This is a genomic window from Salinarimonas sp. NSM, from assembly GCF_052380005.1.
Lineage (GTDB): Bacteria > Pseudomonadota > Alphaproteobacteria > Rhizobiales > Beijerinckiaceae > Salinarimonas.
The window spans coordinates 21,318-36,311 of sequence record NZ_JBQTCJ010000052.1; the positions used below are offsets into that span (position 1 = coordinate 21,318).

Below are 14,994 nucleotides of genomic sequence, written 5' to 3' on the forward strand. Positions count from 1 at the left end.
TGCGGCTCGTGCCGCACCGGCCACCCTCGTCAACCGTGCCCGATCAGCACGGCCTGCCGGACGCTCTCGGCCATCGATGCGAGCGTCTCCGCCTGCGTCGCGTCGAGCCCGAGATCGAGGATCACGTTCAGCGCAATCACGGTGTCGGTCGTGATCGGCACGGTCTTGTCCGACGCCACGCCGAGGAGGATCGCGGCGAGATCGGTCGTGCTGGGCGGATCGATACCGATGTCCGCGAGGTTGAGCCGGCCGTCATAGAGGGCATCGAGCAGCGCCAGGTTCTGCAGCGGAGAATCGACGAGCGCGATCGTGTCCCAGCTGGTCGCGGCGACGCCCGCGAACTCGAGAGCAGTGAGGTCGTAGACGTCCGCGTAGGCGGGATTCCAGGTCGCCAGGACCTCGGCGAGCGCACGGTCGAGAACCTGATCGGGCGAGCGGGCCACGCTCAGCCGCCCGAGCTCCACCTCGGGGATACCCTCCTGAGCCCACGCGGGCTTGCCGCCCGAATCCCCCTGGCCCATCTGCCCGGCCTGCGGGCCGCGACCCTCCGAATCCTCACCGGGGCCGCCCTGCCCGGGGCTCGCGGCGGGCGCACCGCCCTGGCCGCCGGCGCCACCCTGCCCGCGACCGCCCTGCGCGCCACCGTCGTGGCCGGCGTCGTCGCTTTCGGTATGGCTCTCACCGTCGGTGTGGCCACCGCCTTGGCCTCCCCCGCCCTGGTTGCCACCGCCTCCCTGGTTGCCGCCGCCCTGGTTGCCACCGCCCTGCTGGGCGAATGCGGCGCCACCCGAATCGATGCCGATGCGGTTCAGCGAGGGGGGCCCCGCAATCGCCAGGAGGAGCGCCGCGGACGAGATGAGGGAGAGTGTTTTCAGACGCGTCATGAACCGTCCTCCAGAATCGGGGATCTGTCTGGTCTCGACGCGGCATGGCCGGCATCTCCAGGCCGAGCGGCCGCTGCGTCGACGCGGACTGTGGCCGATCGGACGGGGACCTAAATTGATTGAAATCAAAAGGGACGGCCGGATGCCCCCGCCGTCCCGTGCAAATATTCGAATGTGTTTATCGAATGGACGCGCCGCTGAGAAGCTCAGAAGCGGTAGTTCAGGCCGGCCTTGACGATCTGCATGTCCTGCTCGACATCGAAGACGGCAACTCCCGGCTGCCCGCCGCCACGATTCCCGGCCAAGTTCACCGATTCGTCGCCGAACGAGACATAGTTGTACTCGATCTTCGCGGACCAGTTCTGCGCGAAGGCGTATTCCACGCCACCGCCGACGAACCAGCCGGTCCGCGTCTCGTCCGACGTGAACCGCGCCCCGTTCGTGAGGTTGCGATGCTCGTACTCACCGCGGGCCAGCGCGAGCCCTCCTTCGATGTAGACGAGCAGTCGATCCGCGCCGTAGCCGATCCGCGGACCGAGCGTCGCCAGGAAGTCGAGATCGAGCGCGGCCGTGCGGGTCGCGGCGTTCCAGCGGCCTTCGCCATCCGCCCACGTGAAGGACAGGTCTGCTTCCACGCCGATGACGACGCCGTTGGCGAGCTGCCAGTTGTAGCCGCCCTGAAGACCCGCGAGGAACCCGTCGGCGCCGAACCCGGTGACGATCGTGCCGCACTCGCCGCAAGCGCCCGGGCCAGCATTGTCGAGCAGACGCCAGTCGGTGTCCGTCCAGCCATACCCGCCGTGAACGCCGACATAGGCACCCGTCCAGGAGAACGGGGCCGCGAGCACGGGCGCCTGCGGGGCCGGGAGATCGGCAGCCCCGGCTGCCGTTGCGGACAGGACGAAAGCGGCCGCGAGTGCCATGCGCTTCATTGGTGGATCCTCACCGTGAATTCGTTGCGTCGTGTCATTCTCCTTCGGTGTGACGGCAGACGGCAAGTGGGTTCGCTGAAAACATTCAAAGCGTTGCAAACGTACCGCACAGGGAGGATGGCATGTCGCGAGGCGGTTTGATCGCGATCTCGCGAGGATCGGAAGCATCGGCGCACCGCTTCGTCCGGTCGGCATTGATTGGACGAGAGCCGTTCCAAAGTACCATCGGGGAAATCACAAGGGTTGCACGGGAAACCGCAGCGGGCTAGCCAAGTGCCTGAAATCGCTTGGTTTTTGGAAGCGTTCCAAACTGGACCGACAGCCCGGAGAGATCCCCATGACCCGTTCGCCGCGCGCGCTCCTCGCCGCGACCGCCCTCGCCGGCCTCCTCGCCACGGCGCCCGCCTTCGCCGCCGCGCCGAGCGCCGAGGCGGTGGTCGAGACCTATGCCGACATCGCGCACGCCATGTACGCGGATTCGCTCGCCGCCGCCCGGAACCTGCGCGGCGCCGTCGACGCGCTGCTCGAGACCCCGAGCGACGCGACGCTCGCGGCGGCGCGGGAGGCCTGGCTCGCCGCGCGCGTGCCCTACCAGCAGACGGAAGGGCTGCGCTTCGGCAACGCGCTGGTCGACGCGTGGGAGGGCAAGGTCAACGCCTGGCCGCTCGACGAGGGGCTGATCGACTACGTGGACACCGACGGCTACGGCGAGGAGTCGGACGAGAACCCGCTCTACACCGCGAACGTCATCGCCAACGAGACGATCCGGGTCGGCCGCGAGACCATCGACGCCGCCACCGTCGACATGGACCTGCTCAAGGCGCTGCACGAGGCCGACGGCGTCGAGGCCAACGTCGCGACCGGCTATCACGCGATCGAGTTCCTGCTCTGGGGCCAGGACCTGAACGGCACCGACGCCGGCGCCGGTGATCGCCCGGCGAGCGATTTCGCGCTCGGCGACGATTGCACCAACGGCCATTGCGCGCGCCGGCGCGACTACCTCGTCGCCGCGACCGACCTCCTGATCGCGGACCTCGAGGAGATGGTCGCGGCCTGGGAGGACGGCGGCGCGGCGCGCTCCGACATCGCGGGCAAGGGCGCCGAGGGCGGGCTCGCGACCATCCTCACGGGGCTCGGCTCCCTCTCCTACGGCGAACTCGCCGGCGAGCGCATGAAGCTCGGCCTCCTCCTGCACGATCCGGAGGAGGAGCACGACTGCTTCTCCGACAACACCCACAACTCGCACTACTACAACCAGGTCGGCATGCAGGCGCTCTACCAGGGCCGCTACGCGCGCACCGACGGCAGCGTCGTCGAGGGTCCCGGGCTCGCGGACTACGCTGCGGCCGAGGCGCCCGAGGCCGCGCAGGCCGTCTCCGCGGCGATGGAGGAGGCGCACGCCCGTCTCGCCGTCATGAAGCAGCGCGCGGACGATGGCGTCGAGGCCTACGACCAGATGCTCGCGCTCGGCAACGCCGAGGGCAACGCGGTGCTCGAGGCGGGCGTCGAGGGCCTCGTCGCTCAGGCGAGGGCGCTCGAGACGCTGGTCGCGGACCTCGGGCTGACCATCACCGTGGAGGGCTCCGACAGCCTCGACGATCCGACGCTGGTGCGGTGAGCCTGCGGTCGCGAGATGCCGGCCGCCGACGCTCTCCCCTCCCCCTCGTGGGGAGGGGCGGGGGTGGGGGGCGTGCAGGACGACCTCGGACGTCGATGCCGCTCACTTCCAGAGGAGCCCCCCCCCCGGCATCCCGCCCCACACCCCCAGCCCCTCTCCACGAGGGAGAGGGGAGCACCCGCGCATCCGTCATCGCTGGCGTGCGTGCGCGACGAACCGAGCAACCTCGACGGATCTCCGCGACGCGGCCCATGACACGACCCCGTCTTCCCGCAGCCCACGCCCGGCTCGCCGGAGCGCTCCTGGCCGCCCTCGCGGCCGGGAGCGTCGTCGCGTCGGCACGCGGTTCCGGCACACCGGCGGAGCCGACCCTGGCCTATGCCTCTCCCGCCGCCCTGGGCGAGGCGCTGTTCTTCGACCCGCGCCTCTCGGCGAGCGGCACGCAGTCCTGCGCGACCTGCCACGACCCCGCCGCCGGCTTCGCCGATCCGCGTGACGACGCGCTCGGCGGCGCGGTGTCGCTGGGGGCCGACGACGTCTCGACGGGGCGTCGCAACGCGCCGACGCTGACCTACGCAGCCGCGGTCCCGGCCTTCCACCGCGACGTGGAGGGCTTCCGCGGCGGCATGTTCCACGACGGGCGCGCCGCCGACCTCGCCGCGCAGGCCGGTGGGCCGATGCTCGACGCGGCCGAGATGCAGATGGCGGACGAGGCCGCCGTCGTCGCCGCCATCCGCGCCGACCCGGCCTACGAAGCGGCCTTCGACGCGCATTTCGCGCCGGGCGTCCTCGACGATCCGCAGCGCGGCTTCGACGTGGTCGGCCAGGCGATCGCCGCGTTCGAGCGCACCGAGACCTTCGCGCCCTACTCCGCGCGCTACGACCGCTGGCTCGCCGGCGAGGCCGAGCTGACCGATCTCGAGGAGCTCGGCCGCGTGCTGTTCTTCTCGCAGCAGTTCACGAACTGCGCGCTGTGTCACCTCGGCGACGGCGGCCTCGGCGACGCCCGCGAGACCTTCACCGACCACCGCTACCACAACATCGGCACCCCGGCGCATCCGGACCTCGCTGAGGACGCGGGCCTCGGCGAGAACCCCGCGGCCGCGGGGGACCCGGCGCAGGCCGGGCGCTTCCGCACGCCGACGCTCCGGAACGTCGCCGTCACCGGCCCCTACATGCACAACGGCGTCTTCCAGGACCTGCGCACGGTCATCCTCTTCTACAACACGTACAACACCCGCTCCGAGCGCCGGCGCATCAACCCCGAGACCGGCGCCCCCTTCGGCCCGCCGCCGCACCCCGGCACGCTCGCGCTGGAGGAGCTGGAGCACGGCCCCGCCCTCGACGACCAGCGCATCGACGCCCTCGTCGCCTTCCTGAAGACGCTAACGGACGACCGCTATGAGCCGCTGCTCGAGGAGTAGCCGCGCCGTTCGACTCGGCCGCGACGTGTTCCCCTCTCCCTCGTGGAGAGGGGTTAGGGGTGTGGGGCGTGCAGGATTGCGGCCGTGGCCCATGCAGGCAGGCGGCTCACTGGCGCGAGGAGGGAGCGTCGAGCGCGACCGCCACGCCCCACACCCCCGGCCCCTCTCCACGAGGGAGAGGGGAGGACCGTGGCGCCCATGGCTCACCATGGTGATCGCCGTCTGCGTCCCCGCCTTCCCAGCAGCCGCCGACGACCGCATGTCCCGCCTGCTCGGGGAGGCGCTGTTCGAGCGGGCCTGGGTGCCGGCACCGTCCTCGACCAAGGCGAACGACGGCCTGGGTCCGCTGTTCAACGCGCGCGCCTGCGTCTCCTGCCACGTCGGCCTCGTGCGCGCACCCACGCGCGGCGACGCCGACGGGGTGGTCACGAGCGAGACGCTGGTGCTGCGCCTCTCGGATGCGGCCGGGCGGCCGGACCCGGCCTACGGCACGCAGATCCAGACCGCCGCCGTGTCGGGCTTCGCGCCCGATGGGCTCGTGCGGCGCACCCAGGACGGCTTCGCGCCGCACGCCCTCGCCCGCGGCCCGCTCGCCGCGACGACCCGCACCGGCGCGCGGATCGCGCCGGCCCTGCGCGGGCTCGGCCGGCTCGAGGCGGTGCCCGACGAAGTCCTCGCCGCCGCGGCGGACCCGGACGACGCCGACGGCGACGGTATCTCCGGCCGCTTCGTCGGCCGCTTCGGCCACAAGGCGCAGGCGGCCGACCTCGCCGAGATGACCGCGATCGCCTTCGCCGTCGATCTCGGCCTGTCCACCACGCTCCGCCCGGCGCCGGAGGGCGATTGCCCGGACCCCGCCTGCCGCGCGGCGCCCCACGGCGGCGACGGCGCGACGCCCGAGATCGTCGACGAGATCGTCGCCCTCGTCGCCGCCTACCTCGCCGCCGTCCCGGCCCCGCCGGCGCCCGCGCCCGACGCGATCGGCGCCGTCCTGTTCGCGCAGACCGGCTGCGCCGCCTGCCACCTCCCCGCGCTGCCGACGCCAGACGGCCCGGTGCGCGCCTACACGAACCTCCTGGTGCACGACCTCGGCCCGGGCCTCGACGGCGGCGCCACCGAGCCCGGCATCGCTCCCACCGAATGGCGCACCGCCCCCCTCTGGGGCCTCTCGCGCGCGCTCGCCGACGGCGCCGGCCTCCTCCACGACGGCCGCGCCGCGACGGTCGCCGAGGCGATCTCCGCCCACGGCGGCGAGGCGGCCCGCGCCCGCGCGGCCTTCGACGGGCTCTCCGCGGCGGATCGAGAGCGCCTGATGTCGTTCGTCGAGGGGCTGTAGGGGTGGCTCTCCCGCGCGCGCCCTTGACATCGTACATTATATACAATCCACTCGCCGGCAGTAAGACCGAGGCGCGAGGGTGCGGCGATGGCGACGAGGATCGACTGGCAGGGGGTGTTTCCCGCCGTCACGACGCAGTTCCGAGGGGACTTCTCCCTCGATCGCGATGCCACGCACCGCGTCGTCACGGCGCTCGTCGCGGACGGCGTGTCCGGGCTCATCGTCGGGGGCACGGTGGGCGAGAACTGCTCGCTGACGCACGCCGAGAAGCGCGAGATCATGGAGATCGCCAAGGACGCCGCCGGCGGCCGGGTGCCGGTGATCGCCGGCGTCGCCGAGTTCACGACGGCCTTCGCGGTCGAGACCGCGCGGGAGGCGCGCCTGGCCGGCGTGGACGGCATCATGGTGATGCCCGCGCTGGTCTACTCGGCCAAGCCCTTCGAGACCGCGGCGCATTTCCGCGGCGTCGCGACCGCCGTCGACCTGCCGATGATGGTCTACAACAACCCGCCGATTTACCGTAACGACGTCACGCCCGACATCCTCGCCTCGCTCGCCGATTGCGAGACCGTGGTCGCCTTCAAGGAATCGTCGGGCGACACGCGCCGCTTCGTCGACCTGCGCAACCTCGCGGGCGACCGATTCGTGCTCTTCGCGGGGCTCGACGACACCGTGCTCGAGAGCGTCGTGCTCGGCGCCGAAGGCTGGGTGTCGGGCCTGTCGAACGTGTTCCCGAAGGAGGGCGAGACGCTGTTCCGGCTCGCGCGGGAGGGGCGGATCGCGGAAGCGATGCCGCTCTACGAGTGGTTCATGCCGCTCCTCCACCTCGATGCCCGCGCTGACCTCGTGCAGTGCATCAAGGCCTGCGAGCACATCGCCGGGCGCGGCAGCGACCGGACCCGCCCGCCGCGCCTGCCGCTGACGCCCGAGGAGCGCGCGGAGGTCGAGGGGCTGATGCGGACTGCGCTCGCGACCCGCCCGGCGCTGCCGGACGTCGGCCTCGGCGCCGCGGCCTGAGCCGGGAGCGGCGAGGATGGCACGCCACACCTTCTTCTGCATCGACGGCCACACCTGCGGCAATCCCGTGCGCGTCGTCGCCGGCGGCAGCGTGCCGCCCCTCGAGGGCGCGACCATGTTCGCGCGCCGGCAGCACTTCCTGGCCGAGTACGACTTCATCCGCACAGGCCTGATGTTCGAACCGCGCGGGCACGACCTGATGTCGGGCACGATCCTCTACCCACCGACCCGGGCCGATTGCGACGTCGGCCTCCTGTTCATCGAGACGACCGGGTGCCTGCCGATGTGCGGGCACGGCACGATCGGCACCGTGACGACGATCATCGAGCACGGGCTGGTCACGCCCCGCGAGCCCGGCGTGCTGCGGCTCGACACGCCCGCCGGGCTCGTCGAGGCGCGCTACGTCATGGACGGGCCATGGGTCGCCTCCGTGCGGCTGACGAACGTACCCTCGTTCCTGCTCGGGCGCGGCTTCGAGGTCGACGTCGAGGGCTTCGGGACGCTGTCGGTGGACGTCGCCTACGGCGGCAACTTCTACGCCATCGTCGAGCCGCAGCCGGGCTACGGCGACCTCGCCGAGCTCCAGCCCTCCGACATCCTGCGCGTCAGCCCGCGCCTGCGCGCCGCGTTCAACGCACGCCACGCGATCGCGCATCCGGAGAACCCGGCGATCGACCGGCTCACCCACGTGCTCTGGACCGGCCGCGCGCGCACGCCCGAGGGCAGCGCGCGCAACGCGGTCTTCTACGGCGACAAGGCGATCGACCGCTCGCCCTGCGGCACCGGCACCTCGGCGCGCATGGCGCAGCTCGCCGCCACCGGACGGCTCGCGGAGGGCGAGGACTTCGTGCACGAGAGCATCATCGGCTCGACCTTCGTCGGCCGGATCGAGGGGCGCACCCGCGTCGGCGATCACGACGCCATCGTGCCCTCGATCGAGGGCTGGGCGCGGGTGACGGGGCAGAACACGATCACGCTCGACGACCGCGACCCGTTCGTCGCGGGCTTCTCCGTCGCGGACGCCGCCCCCGGCGACGGGGCGCCGTCGTGAGCGCCGAACTCGCCGATGCGCTCGCCGACCCGCTCGGCCAGCGCACCATCGCCGCCCGCGCCGCCGAGGCGCTGCGTCGGCGCATCCTCTCGGGCGCCTATCCGGGCGGCTTCGCGCTCCGCCAGGACGCGCTCGCCGCCGAGCTCGGCGCCTCGCGCATTCCGATCCGAGAGGCGCTGGTCCAGCTCGAGGCGGAAGGGCTCGTGACGATCAAGCCGCATCGCGGCGCGGTCGTCTGCGCGCTCTCGGCGGCGGAAGCGGACGAGCTCTTCGCCCTGCGCGCGCTGCTCGAGCCGCGGCTCCTCGCCCGCTCCGCGCCGCTCCTCGCAGAGGCCGACTTCGCCGCGCTCGACGCGATCCTCGCGGAATACGGCGCCCGCATGCGCGCGCACGACCCGAGCCGCTGGGGCATGCTCAACACGGCGCTCCACCTGCGCCTCTACACCCATGCCGGCCAGCCGCGCACCGCCGGGATCGTCGCGACGCTGCTGGCGAGCACCGACCGTTACACCCGCATCCAGCTCGCCCATGGGAATGGGAATGGGAACGGGGACGGGCTCGCGCGGGCGGAGGAGGAGCACGCCGCGCTCGTCGACCTGTGCCGCGCGGGCGAGCATGCGGCAGCCTGCGCGCTGCTCGCGGAGCACATCGACGGCGCCCGCCGGGCCCTCCTCGCGCTCCTCGCCGACGACGACAAGCCCGGGAGGCCCCCATGAGGATCACCGCCATCAAGGCCTGGCAGGTCGACCTGCCGCTGAAGGAGGGTCGCTACGGCTGGTCGAACGACAATTTCGTCGAGGTGTTCGATTCGACCGTCGTGGCCGTGGAGACGGACGCCGGGATCACCGGCCACGCCGAATGCTGCCCGCTGGGCTCGGCCTACCTGCCGGCCTATGCGGGCGGCGTGCGCGCCGGGCTCGCGGAGATCGGGCCGCGCCTCATCGGCCTCGACCCGCGCGACCTCGGCACGCTCGACCGCCGCATGAACGCGGCGCTGCGCGGGCACCCCTACGTCAAGGCTCCGATCGACATCGCCTGCTGGGACATCCTCGGCCAGGCGGCGGGGCTGCCCGTCTACCGGCTCCTCGGCGGTGCCGAGCAGGACGAGGTCGTCCTCTACCGCGCGATCTCGCAGGACGCGCCGGACGCCATGGCGCGCTCGGCCGCCGCCTACCGCGCGGAGGGCTACACCCGCTTCCAGCTGAAGGTCGGCGGAGACGTCGAGACCGACATCGCCCGCATCCGCGCCTGTCGCGCGGCGCTCGACGGGGGCGAGCTCCTCGTCTGCGACGCCAATACCGGCTGGACGCGGCCGGAGGCGGCGCGGGTCGTCGCGGCGGTGGCGGATCTCGACGTGGCGATCGAGCAGCCCTGCGCGAGCTTCGAGGAGTGCCTCTCGATCCGCCGCCGCACGCCCCTGCCCTTCGTGCTCGACGAGCTGGTGACCGGCTTCGACACGCTGCTGCGCGTGCTCGCGGAGGACGCGGCGGACGCGATCAACCTGAAGATCTCCAAGGTCGGCGGGCTCACGAAGGCGCGGCTCGTGCGCGACGCCTGCGTCGCCGCGGGGATGCCGATGACGATCGAGGACACCTGGGGCGGCGACATCGTCACCGCCGCGATCGCGCACCTCGCCCGCTCGACGCCCGCCGAGCTCTGCTATTCCGCCACGGACTTCAACAGCTACGTCACGGTCTCGATCGCGGAGGACGCGCCGCAGCGCACGGGCGGGACGATGACGGCGTCCGACCGGCCGGGGCTCGGCGTCACGCCGCGCCTCGACGTGCTCGGCGACCCGGTGCTCGAGATCCGCTGAGGGTCGAGGCGGCGCGCGTCACGCCGGCCGCGCCAGCCACGGCCCCATGTCCCCCTCGAGCCCCACCAGCGCGAGCCCGTAGGCGACCGACTGGAAATTGTCGCCCTCGCCGATCCGCTCGGCGCCGAAGCGGCGCTCGAACAGCGCGCGCACGGCGGGAACGTAGGCCGTGCCGCCGGTGAGGAAGACCGTATCGACGTCGCCGGGCGCGAGGCGGCTTTCCGCGAGCAGGCCGTCGACCGTCGTCTCGATGCGCGCCAGGTCCTCGGCGATCCAGCCCTCGAACTGCGCGCGGCCGAGGGTCCGGTCGATGTCGAGCGCGCCCAGCCTCAGGCGGAAGGGCACGGCCTCGGCGGCGGAGAGCGCCACCTTGGCGTCGGTCACCGCCCGGTAGATCGAGAACCCCCAGTCGTTGCGGATGATCTCCAGGAAGGCGCGGATCTTCTCGGGCTCGAGCGACGCGCGCTCGATCTCCTCGAGCTCGGCGATCGTCTCGCGGGATTTCAGGAGCGCCAGCTGGTGCCACTTGGCGAAGCTCGCGTAGAAGTGCACCGGCATCGGCAGGATCTTGTCCATCGAGCGGTAGCGCCCGCCCTTGCCGAGCTCCGGCGAGATCACCGCGTCGATGATGCGGTAGTCGAAGGCGTCGCCCGCGAGCCCCAGGCCGGCATGGCCGACCGGCGTCGCGTGCACGACGCCCGCCCGGCGCTCGAAGCGGATCAGCGAGAAGTCGCTCGTGCCGCCGCCGAAATCAGCGACGAGCACCGTCGCGTCGCGGGCGAGCCGGCTCGCGTACCAGAACGCCGCGCCGACGGGCTCGTAGACGTAGGCCGGCTCGGGCAGGCCGGCCTGCCTGTAGCCCGCGGCATAGCGGCGGATCGCCAGCGCCTCGTCGGGCTGCGCCCCGACGAAGGCCACCGGCCGCCCGGCGACGACCCGCGCGGGCGGCGCGTCGAGCGCCCCGCCGGCATCCTCGATGGCGAGCCGCAGGAACTCGCCGAGCAGGTCCTCGAAGCGGTACCGGCGCGTGAAGATGCGCGTGTCGTGGAAGATCCGGCTGGCGACATGGCTCTTGAAGGACTGGATGAAGCGCAGCTCGAAGGCGCTCGTCAGGAACGCCCGGATCGCCGCGCCCGCCGCGTGCGAGATCACGGTCGGGCCGCCTGCGGTCGCGACCTTCTCGAAGGCGAGCACCGAGCGGTAGATGTCCGACAGCCCCTCTGGCTGCGCGAAGGGCAGCGCCCGCACGGGCGCGCCCTCGCGCGCCAGGGCGACCACCGTGTTCGTCGTGCCGAAATCGACGCCGATCGCGACGCGCTCGACCATGGCGGGCTCCAGGGCTCGGGACATTCGCGCTTGCGAGAGAGCCCGGCGGTCTAGGGGGTCTCGCGCCGCGTGGCAAGCGCGAAAGCGCGCCTACGCCCAGGCGCCCTCGCGATGCGCCCGTTCCGCCCGCTCCGTGAAGCCGCCGTCCGGGCCGTGCAGCACGAAGGCCGGCGCCACGCTCGCCGGGGTGCGGGCCTCCTTGATCGCGGTGATCACCACGCGGGTCGCGTCGGCGTCGGCGCGGGGATGGACCGGCGTCACGCGGATCGCGCCGAAGCCCGGCGCGAGCGCGGCGAGGCAGGCGGGGAGCTTGTCCGCGCGCTGGATCAGCGCGAGCCGGCCGCGCCGGCGCAGCAGGCGGGCGCAGGCGTCGATCCAGGCGGCGAGGCCGCCGCCCCCGAGCACGTGGGCGGCGGCCCGCGCCGGGTCGGGCGAGACGGGCGCGTCGCCCGGCTCGAAATAGGGCGGGTTCGTCGCGACGACGTCGGCGCCGCCCGGCGCCATCGGCGGGCCGGCGAGCACGTTCGCGCAGACCGACATGCCCCGCCCGCTCATCGCATTCTCCGCGAGGTTGCGCACGGCGAGCGCGGCGAGCGCCGGATCGCGCTCGATCAGGACGACGCGGACGTCCGGCACGCCCGACGCGGCCATGAGCCCCACCGCACCGGTCCCCGCGCCGACGTCGACGAGCGCCTCGCCGGGACGCAGGCCGGCGGCGGCGGCGAGGAGGACGGCGTCGGTGCCCGCGCGGTGCCCGCGGCGCGGCTGCCACAGGACGACCCGGCCGTCGAGCAGGGTGTCGCGGGTCGCGCCCTCGGGCGCCTCAGGCGCCATCGCGCAGCTCGGCGCCGAGCCCGGCCTCGCGCAGGAAGCGGCGCGCCCCGTCCGCCTCGTCGTCGACGACGAGGATGCGGCGCTGGATGATGCCGATCGAGCCCTCCATCACGCTCGTGTGACCGTCGGCCACGAAGATGTTGTAGCCGGCGTCGCGCAGCAGCGATTCGGCGTAGCCCAGGGTCACGACGTCGTTCGTGCGCATCAATTCGACCATCGCCGTCCCGTTTCCCTCTTGCGTCAACCCCGCGCGTTGCGCCACAGCATAGCCCGTGCGACCTTGCCGTAAAGCCGCGGCGGGGCCGCGAGGTGCCACAGACGAGGTCGAGCGCGTGGGAGTCGTCCTACCCTTCGAGGAGAACCGGGCCGAGCCGGGCATCGAGTCCCTTGTGGCGCTCGTCGCCGCGGACATGGGCCGCGTCAACGACATGATCCTCTCGCGCACGGGCTCGGACGTGACGATGATCCCGGAGGTCGCGAACCACCTGATCTCGTCGGGCGGCAAGCGGCTGCGGCCGATGCTGACGCTCGCCACCGGCATCCTCTCCGGCTACGAGGGCGAGGGCCACGTCAAGCTCGCCGCCTCCGTCGAGTTCATGCACACGGCGACGCTGCTCCACGACGACGTCGTCGACGAGAGCGACATGCGCCGCGGCAAGCCGGCGGCGCGGATCAAGTGGGGCAACGAGGCGAGCGTGCTCGTCGGCGACTTCCTGCTCGGCCAGGCCTTCCGCATGATGGTCGAGGTCGGCTCGCTGCGCGCGCTCCAGATCCTGTCGGACGCCGCCGCCATCATCGCCGAGGGCGAGGTGATGCAGCTCGCCGCCGCCAAGAACGTCGAGACCGGCGAGGACGCCTACCTGCGCATCATCGAGGCGAAGACCGCCGAGCTGTTCGGCGCCGCCTGCGAGGTCGGCCCCGTCATCGCCGGCCGGCCGGAGGCGGAGGCGCGGGCCGCCCGCGACTACGGCATGGCGCTGGGCATCGCCTTCCAGCTCGTCGACGACGCGCTCGACTACGGCGGCGCCGCTGCGGCGCTGGGCAAGAACGTCGGGGACGACTTCCGCGAGGGCAAGATCACGCTGCCGGTGGTGCTCTCGCTGCGCCGCGGCAGCGACGCCGACCGCGCCTTCTTCCGCCGCACGCTCGAGCGCGGCGAGATCCGCGAAGGCGACCTCGAGGAGGCGCTCGGCATCATGCGCCGCACGAAGGCGCTCGAGGACACGGTCGCCCGCGCCCGCGACTACGGGCGGCGCGCCGTCGCCGCGCTGGACGTCCACCCGGACGGGCCGATGAAGCGCGCGCTCGTGGAGGCGGTGGCGTTCTGCATCGCGCGGGCGTATTGAGCGCCGCGCCGAGGGCGCTGCTTCTCCGCGCTCCTTCTTGCGCCGCACCAATCCCCTTGCACCCCACCCCCCGCTCCCCTAACTTGCGGGCGCGCCGGCGTGGCCGCGCATTCCCCCCTCCGCACACGCAAACATCGGGAGACCGCACGCGATGGGTCGCTTCCTCCCCACCCGCAGGGCGCTCGGGGCGCTCGCGTCCGTGTCCGCGCTGGCGCTCGCAGCAGGCGCCGCGCATGCGCAGGAGCGCGTCGTCAACGTCTACAATTGGTCGGACTACGTCGACCCGCAGGTGCTCGAGGACTTCACCGCCGAGACCGGGATCCGGGTCGTCTACGACACCTACGACAACAACGAGATCGTCGAGACGAAGCTGCTCGCCGGGCGCTCGGGCTACGACATCGTGGTGCCGTCCGGCCCGTTCACGCAGCGCCTGATCCAGGCGGGCGTGTTCGCGCCGCTCGACGAGGCGCAGATCCCCAACCTCGAGCACGCCTGGCCGCAGATCGCGGACCGGCTCGCGGTGTACGATCCCGGCAACGCGCATGCCGTGAACTACATGTGGGGCACGACCGGCATCGGCATCGACGTCGAGGCGGTGCGCGAGCGGCTCGGGCCGGACGCGAACCTGGAGACCTGGGATCTCGTGTTCGATCCCGAGGTCGCCTCGAAGCTGAAGGATTGCGGCATCCACGTGCTCGACGCGCCGGAGGACCTGTTCCCGACCGCGCTGAACTATCTCGGCCTCGATCCCGACTCCAAGGACCAGGACGACCTCCAGCAGGGCGCCGATCTCCTCGCCGCGATGGCGGAGAACGTGCAGAAGTTCCACTCCTCGGAATACATCAACGCGCTGGCCAACGGCGACATCTGCGTGGCGGTCGGCTACTCGGGCGACGTGCTCCAGGCCAAGGCGCGCGCGCAGGAGGCCGGTAACGGGGTCGAGATCGCCTACCTCGTGCCCGAGGAGGGTGCGCTGCTCTGGTTCGACTCGTTCTCGATCCCCGCCGACGCGCCCAACATGGCGGAGGCACACGCCTTCATCGACTACATGATGCGTCCCGAGGTCGCCGCGGCGAACGTGAACTACGTCGCCTACGCCTCCGGCAACCTCGCCGCGAAGGAGTTCATCGATCCGGAGGTGCTGGGCGATCCCGGCATCTACCCGAGCGACGCGACGATCGAGAACCTCTTCATCAACACCGCCTACGACCCGCGCTCCCAGCGCTTCGTGACGCGCGCCTGGACGCGGGTGAAGACGGGGCGCTGAGGCGCGGAACGCGCATCGCCCCGCCGAACGCCGTCAGTGGCGGGTGATCGGCGGGCGTGCCCGTCGCGCCGGATGCGTCGCCGCCCGTTCCGCGCGCAGCGGGCGGGCGGCCCGCCAGGCCTCCCGACGTCGGTCGACGGGCG

The 14,994-nt window shown here is 72.5% G+C and carries 14 protein-coding genes; 9 read left to right on the forward strand and 5 right to left on the reverse strand.

Features of this window, described 5'->3' with window-relative positions:
• Nucleotides 1-29 precede the first annotated feature (29 nt).
• Both ACTZWW_RS17105 and ACTZWW_RS17110 read right to left on the reverse strand, forming a co-directional pair.
• Nucleotides 30-884, reverse strand: coding sequence for a hypothetical protein (locus ACTZWW_RS17105; RefSeq protein WP_444782182.1), 855 nt, complete (start codon nucleotides 882-884; stop codon nucleotides 30-32).
• A gap of 206 nt (nucleotides 885-1,090) precedes the next feature.
• Nucleotides 1,091-1,816 (reverse strand): outer membrane protein, encoded by a 726-nt coding sequence (locus tag ACTZWW_RS17110; RefSeq protein ID WP_444782183.1) that lies wholly within the window; start codon nucleotides 1,814-1,816, stop codon nucleotides 1,091-1,093.
• A gap of 337 nt (nucleotides 1,817-2,153) precedes the next feature.
• Between ACTZWW_RS17110 and ACTZWW_RS17115 the strand changes: the two genes are divergently transcribed.
• The 7 genes from ACTZWW_RS17115 (at nucleotide 2,154) to ACTZWW_RS17145 (ending at nucleotide 10,078) form a co-directional block, all read left to right on the forward strand.
• Nucleotides 2,154-3,434 carry an imelysin family protein gene (locus tag ACTZWW_RS17115; protein WP_444782184.1) on the forward strand — a complete coding sequence of 427 codons (1,281 nt, stop codon included), beginning with the start codon at nucleotides 2,154-2,156 and terminating at the stop codon, nucleotides 3,432-3,434.
• 251 nt (nucleotides 3,435-3,685) lie between these two features.
• Nucleotides 3,686-4,858, forward strand: coding sequence for a cytochrome-c peroxidase (locus ACTZWW_RS17120; RefSeq protein WP_444782185.1), 1,173 nt, complete (start codon nucleotides 3,686-3,688; stop codon nucleotides 4,856-4,858).
• A 208-nt stretch (nucleotides 4,859-5,066) separates the two neighbouring features.
• Entirely contained in the window at nucleotides 5,067-6,194 is a 1,128-nt protein-coding gene (locus tag ACTZWW_RS17125) for a di-heme oxidoredictase family protein (RefSeq protein ID WP_444782186.1), read from the forward strand.
• A gap of 87 nt (nucleotides 6,195-6,281) precedes the next feature.
• Nucleotides 6,282-7,211 carry a dihydrodipicolinate synthase family protein gene (locus ACTZWW_RS17130; protein ID WP_444782187.1) on the forward strand — a complete coding sequence of 310 codons (930 nt, stop codon included), beginning with the start codon at nucleotides 6,282-6,284 and terminating at the stop codon, nucleotides 7,209-7,211.
• A 16-nt stretch (nucleotides 7,212-7,227) separates the two neighbouring features.
• A complete protein-coding gene (locus ACTZWW_RS17135; protein ID WP_444782188.1) occupies nucleotides 7,228-8,262 on the forward strand; it encodes a 4-hydroxyproline epimerase in 1,035 nt (344 codons plus the stop codon).
• Nucleotides 8,259-8,978, forward strand: coding sequence for a GntR family transcriptional regulator (locus ACTZWW_RS17140; protein ID WP_444782189.1), 720 nt, complete (start codon nucleotides 8,259-8,261; stop codon nucleotides 8,976-8,978). Before ACTZWW_RS17135 ends, ACTZWW_RS17140 begins: the two co-directional genes overlap by 4 nt.
• Nucleotides 8,975-10,078, forward strand: a complete 1,104-nt coding sequence (locus ACTZWW_RS17145) for a cis-3-hydroxy-L-proline dehydratase (RefSeq protein ID WP_444782190.1) — start codon at nucleotides 8,975-8,977, stop codon at nucleotides 10,076-10,078. The genes ACTZWW_RS17140 and ACTZWW_RS17145 overlap by 4 nt, the downstream gene beginning before the upstream one ends.
• 18 nt (nucleotides 10,079-10,096) lie before the next feature.
• Here the strand turns inward: ACTZWW_RS17145 and ACTZWW_RS17150 are convergent, their stop codons facing one another.
• From ACTZWW_RS17150 to ACTZWW_RS17160, 3 genes are all read right to left on the reverse strand, one after another.
• Entirely contained in the window at nucleotides 10,097-11,404 is a 1,308-nt protein-coding gene (locus ACTZWW_RS17150; RefSeq protein ID WP_444782191.1) for an Hsp70 family protein, read from the reverse strand.
• A 90-nt stretch (nucleotides 11,405-11,494) separates the two neighbouring features.
• Nucleotides 11,495-12,238 carry a tRNA1(Val) (adenine(37)-N6)-methyltransferase gene (locus ACTZWW_RS17155; protein ID WP_444782192.1) on the reverse strand — a complete coding sequence of 248 codons (744 nt, stop codon included), beginning with the start codon at nucleotides 12,236-12,238 and terminating at the stop codon, nucleotides 11,495-11,497.
• Nucleotides 12,228-12,455, reverse strand: coding sequence for a putative signal transducing protein (locus ACTZWW_RS17160; protein ID WP_444782193.1), 228 nt, complete (start codon nucleotides 12,453-12,455; stop codon nucleotides 12,228-12,230). Before ACTZWW_RS17160 ends, ACTZWW_RS17155 begins: the two co-directional genes overlap by 11 nt.
• 115 nt (nucleotides 12,456-12,570) lie before the next feature.
• Here ACTZWW_RS17160 and ACTZWW_RS17165 point away from each other — a divergent pair, with 115 nt between their 5' ends.
• On the forward strand, nucleotides 12,571-13,584 hold the full coding sequence (locus ACTZWW_RS17165) for a polyprenyl synthetase family protein (protein WP_444782194.1): 1,014 nt from the start codon (nucleotides 12,571-12,573) through the stop codon (nucleotides 13,582-13,584).
• A 151-nt stretch (nucleotides 13,585-13,735) separates the two neighbouring features.
• On the forward strand, nucleotides 13,736-14,851 hold the full coding sequence (locus ACTZWW_RS17170; protein ID WP_444782195.1) for a polyamine ABC transporter substrate-binding protein: 1,116 nt from the start codon (nucleotides 13,736-13,738) through the stop codon (nucleotides 14,849-14,851).
• Nucleotides 14,852-14,994 lie beyond the last annotated feature (143 nt).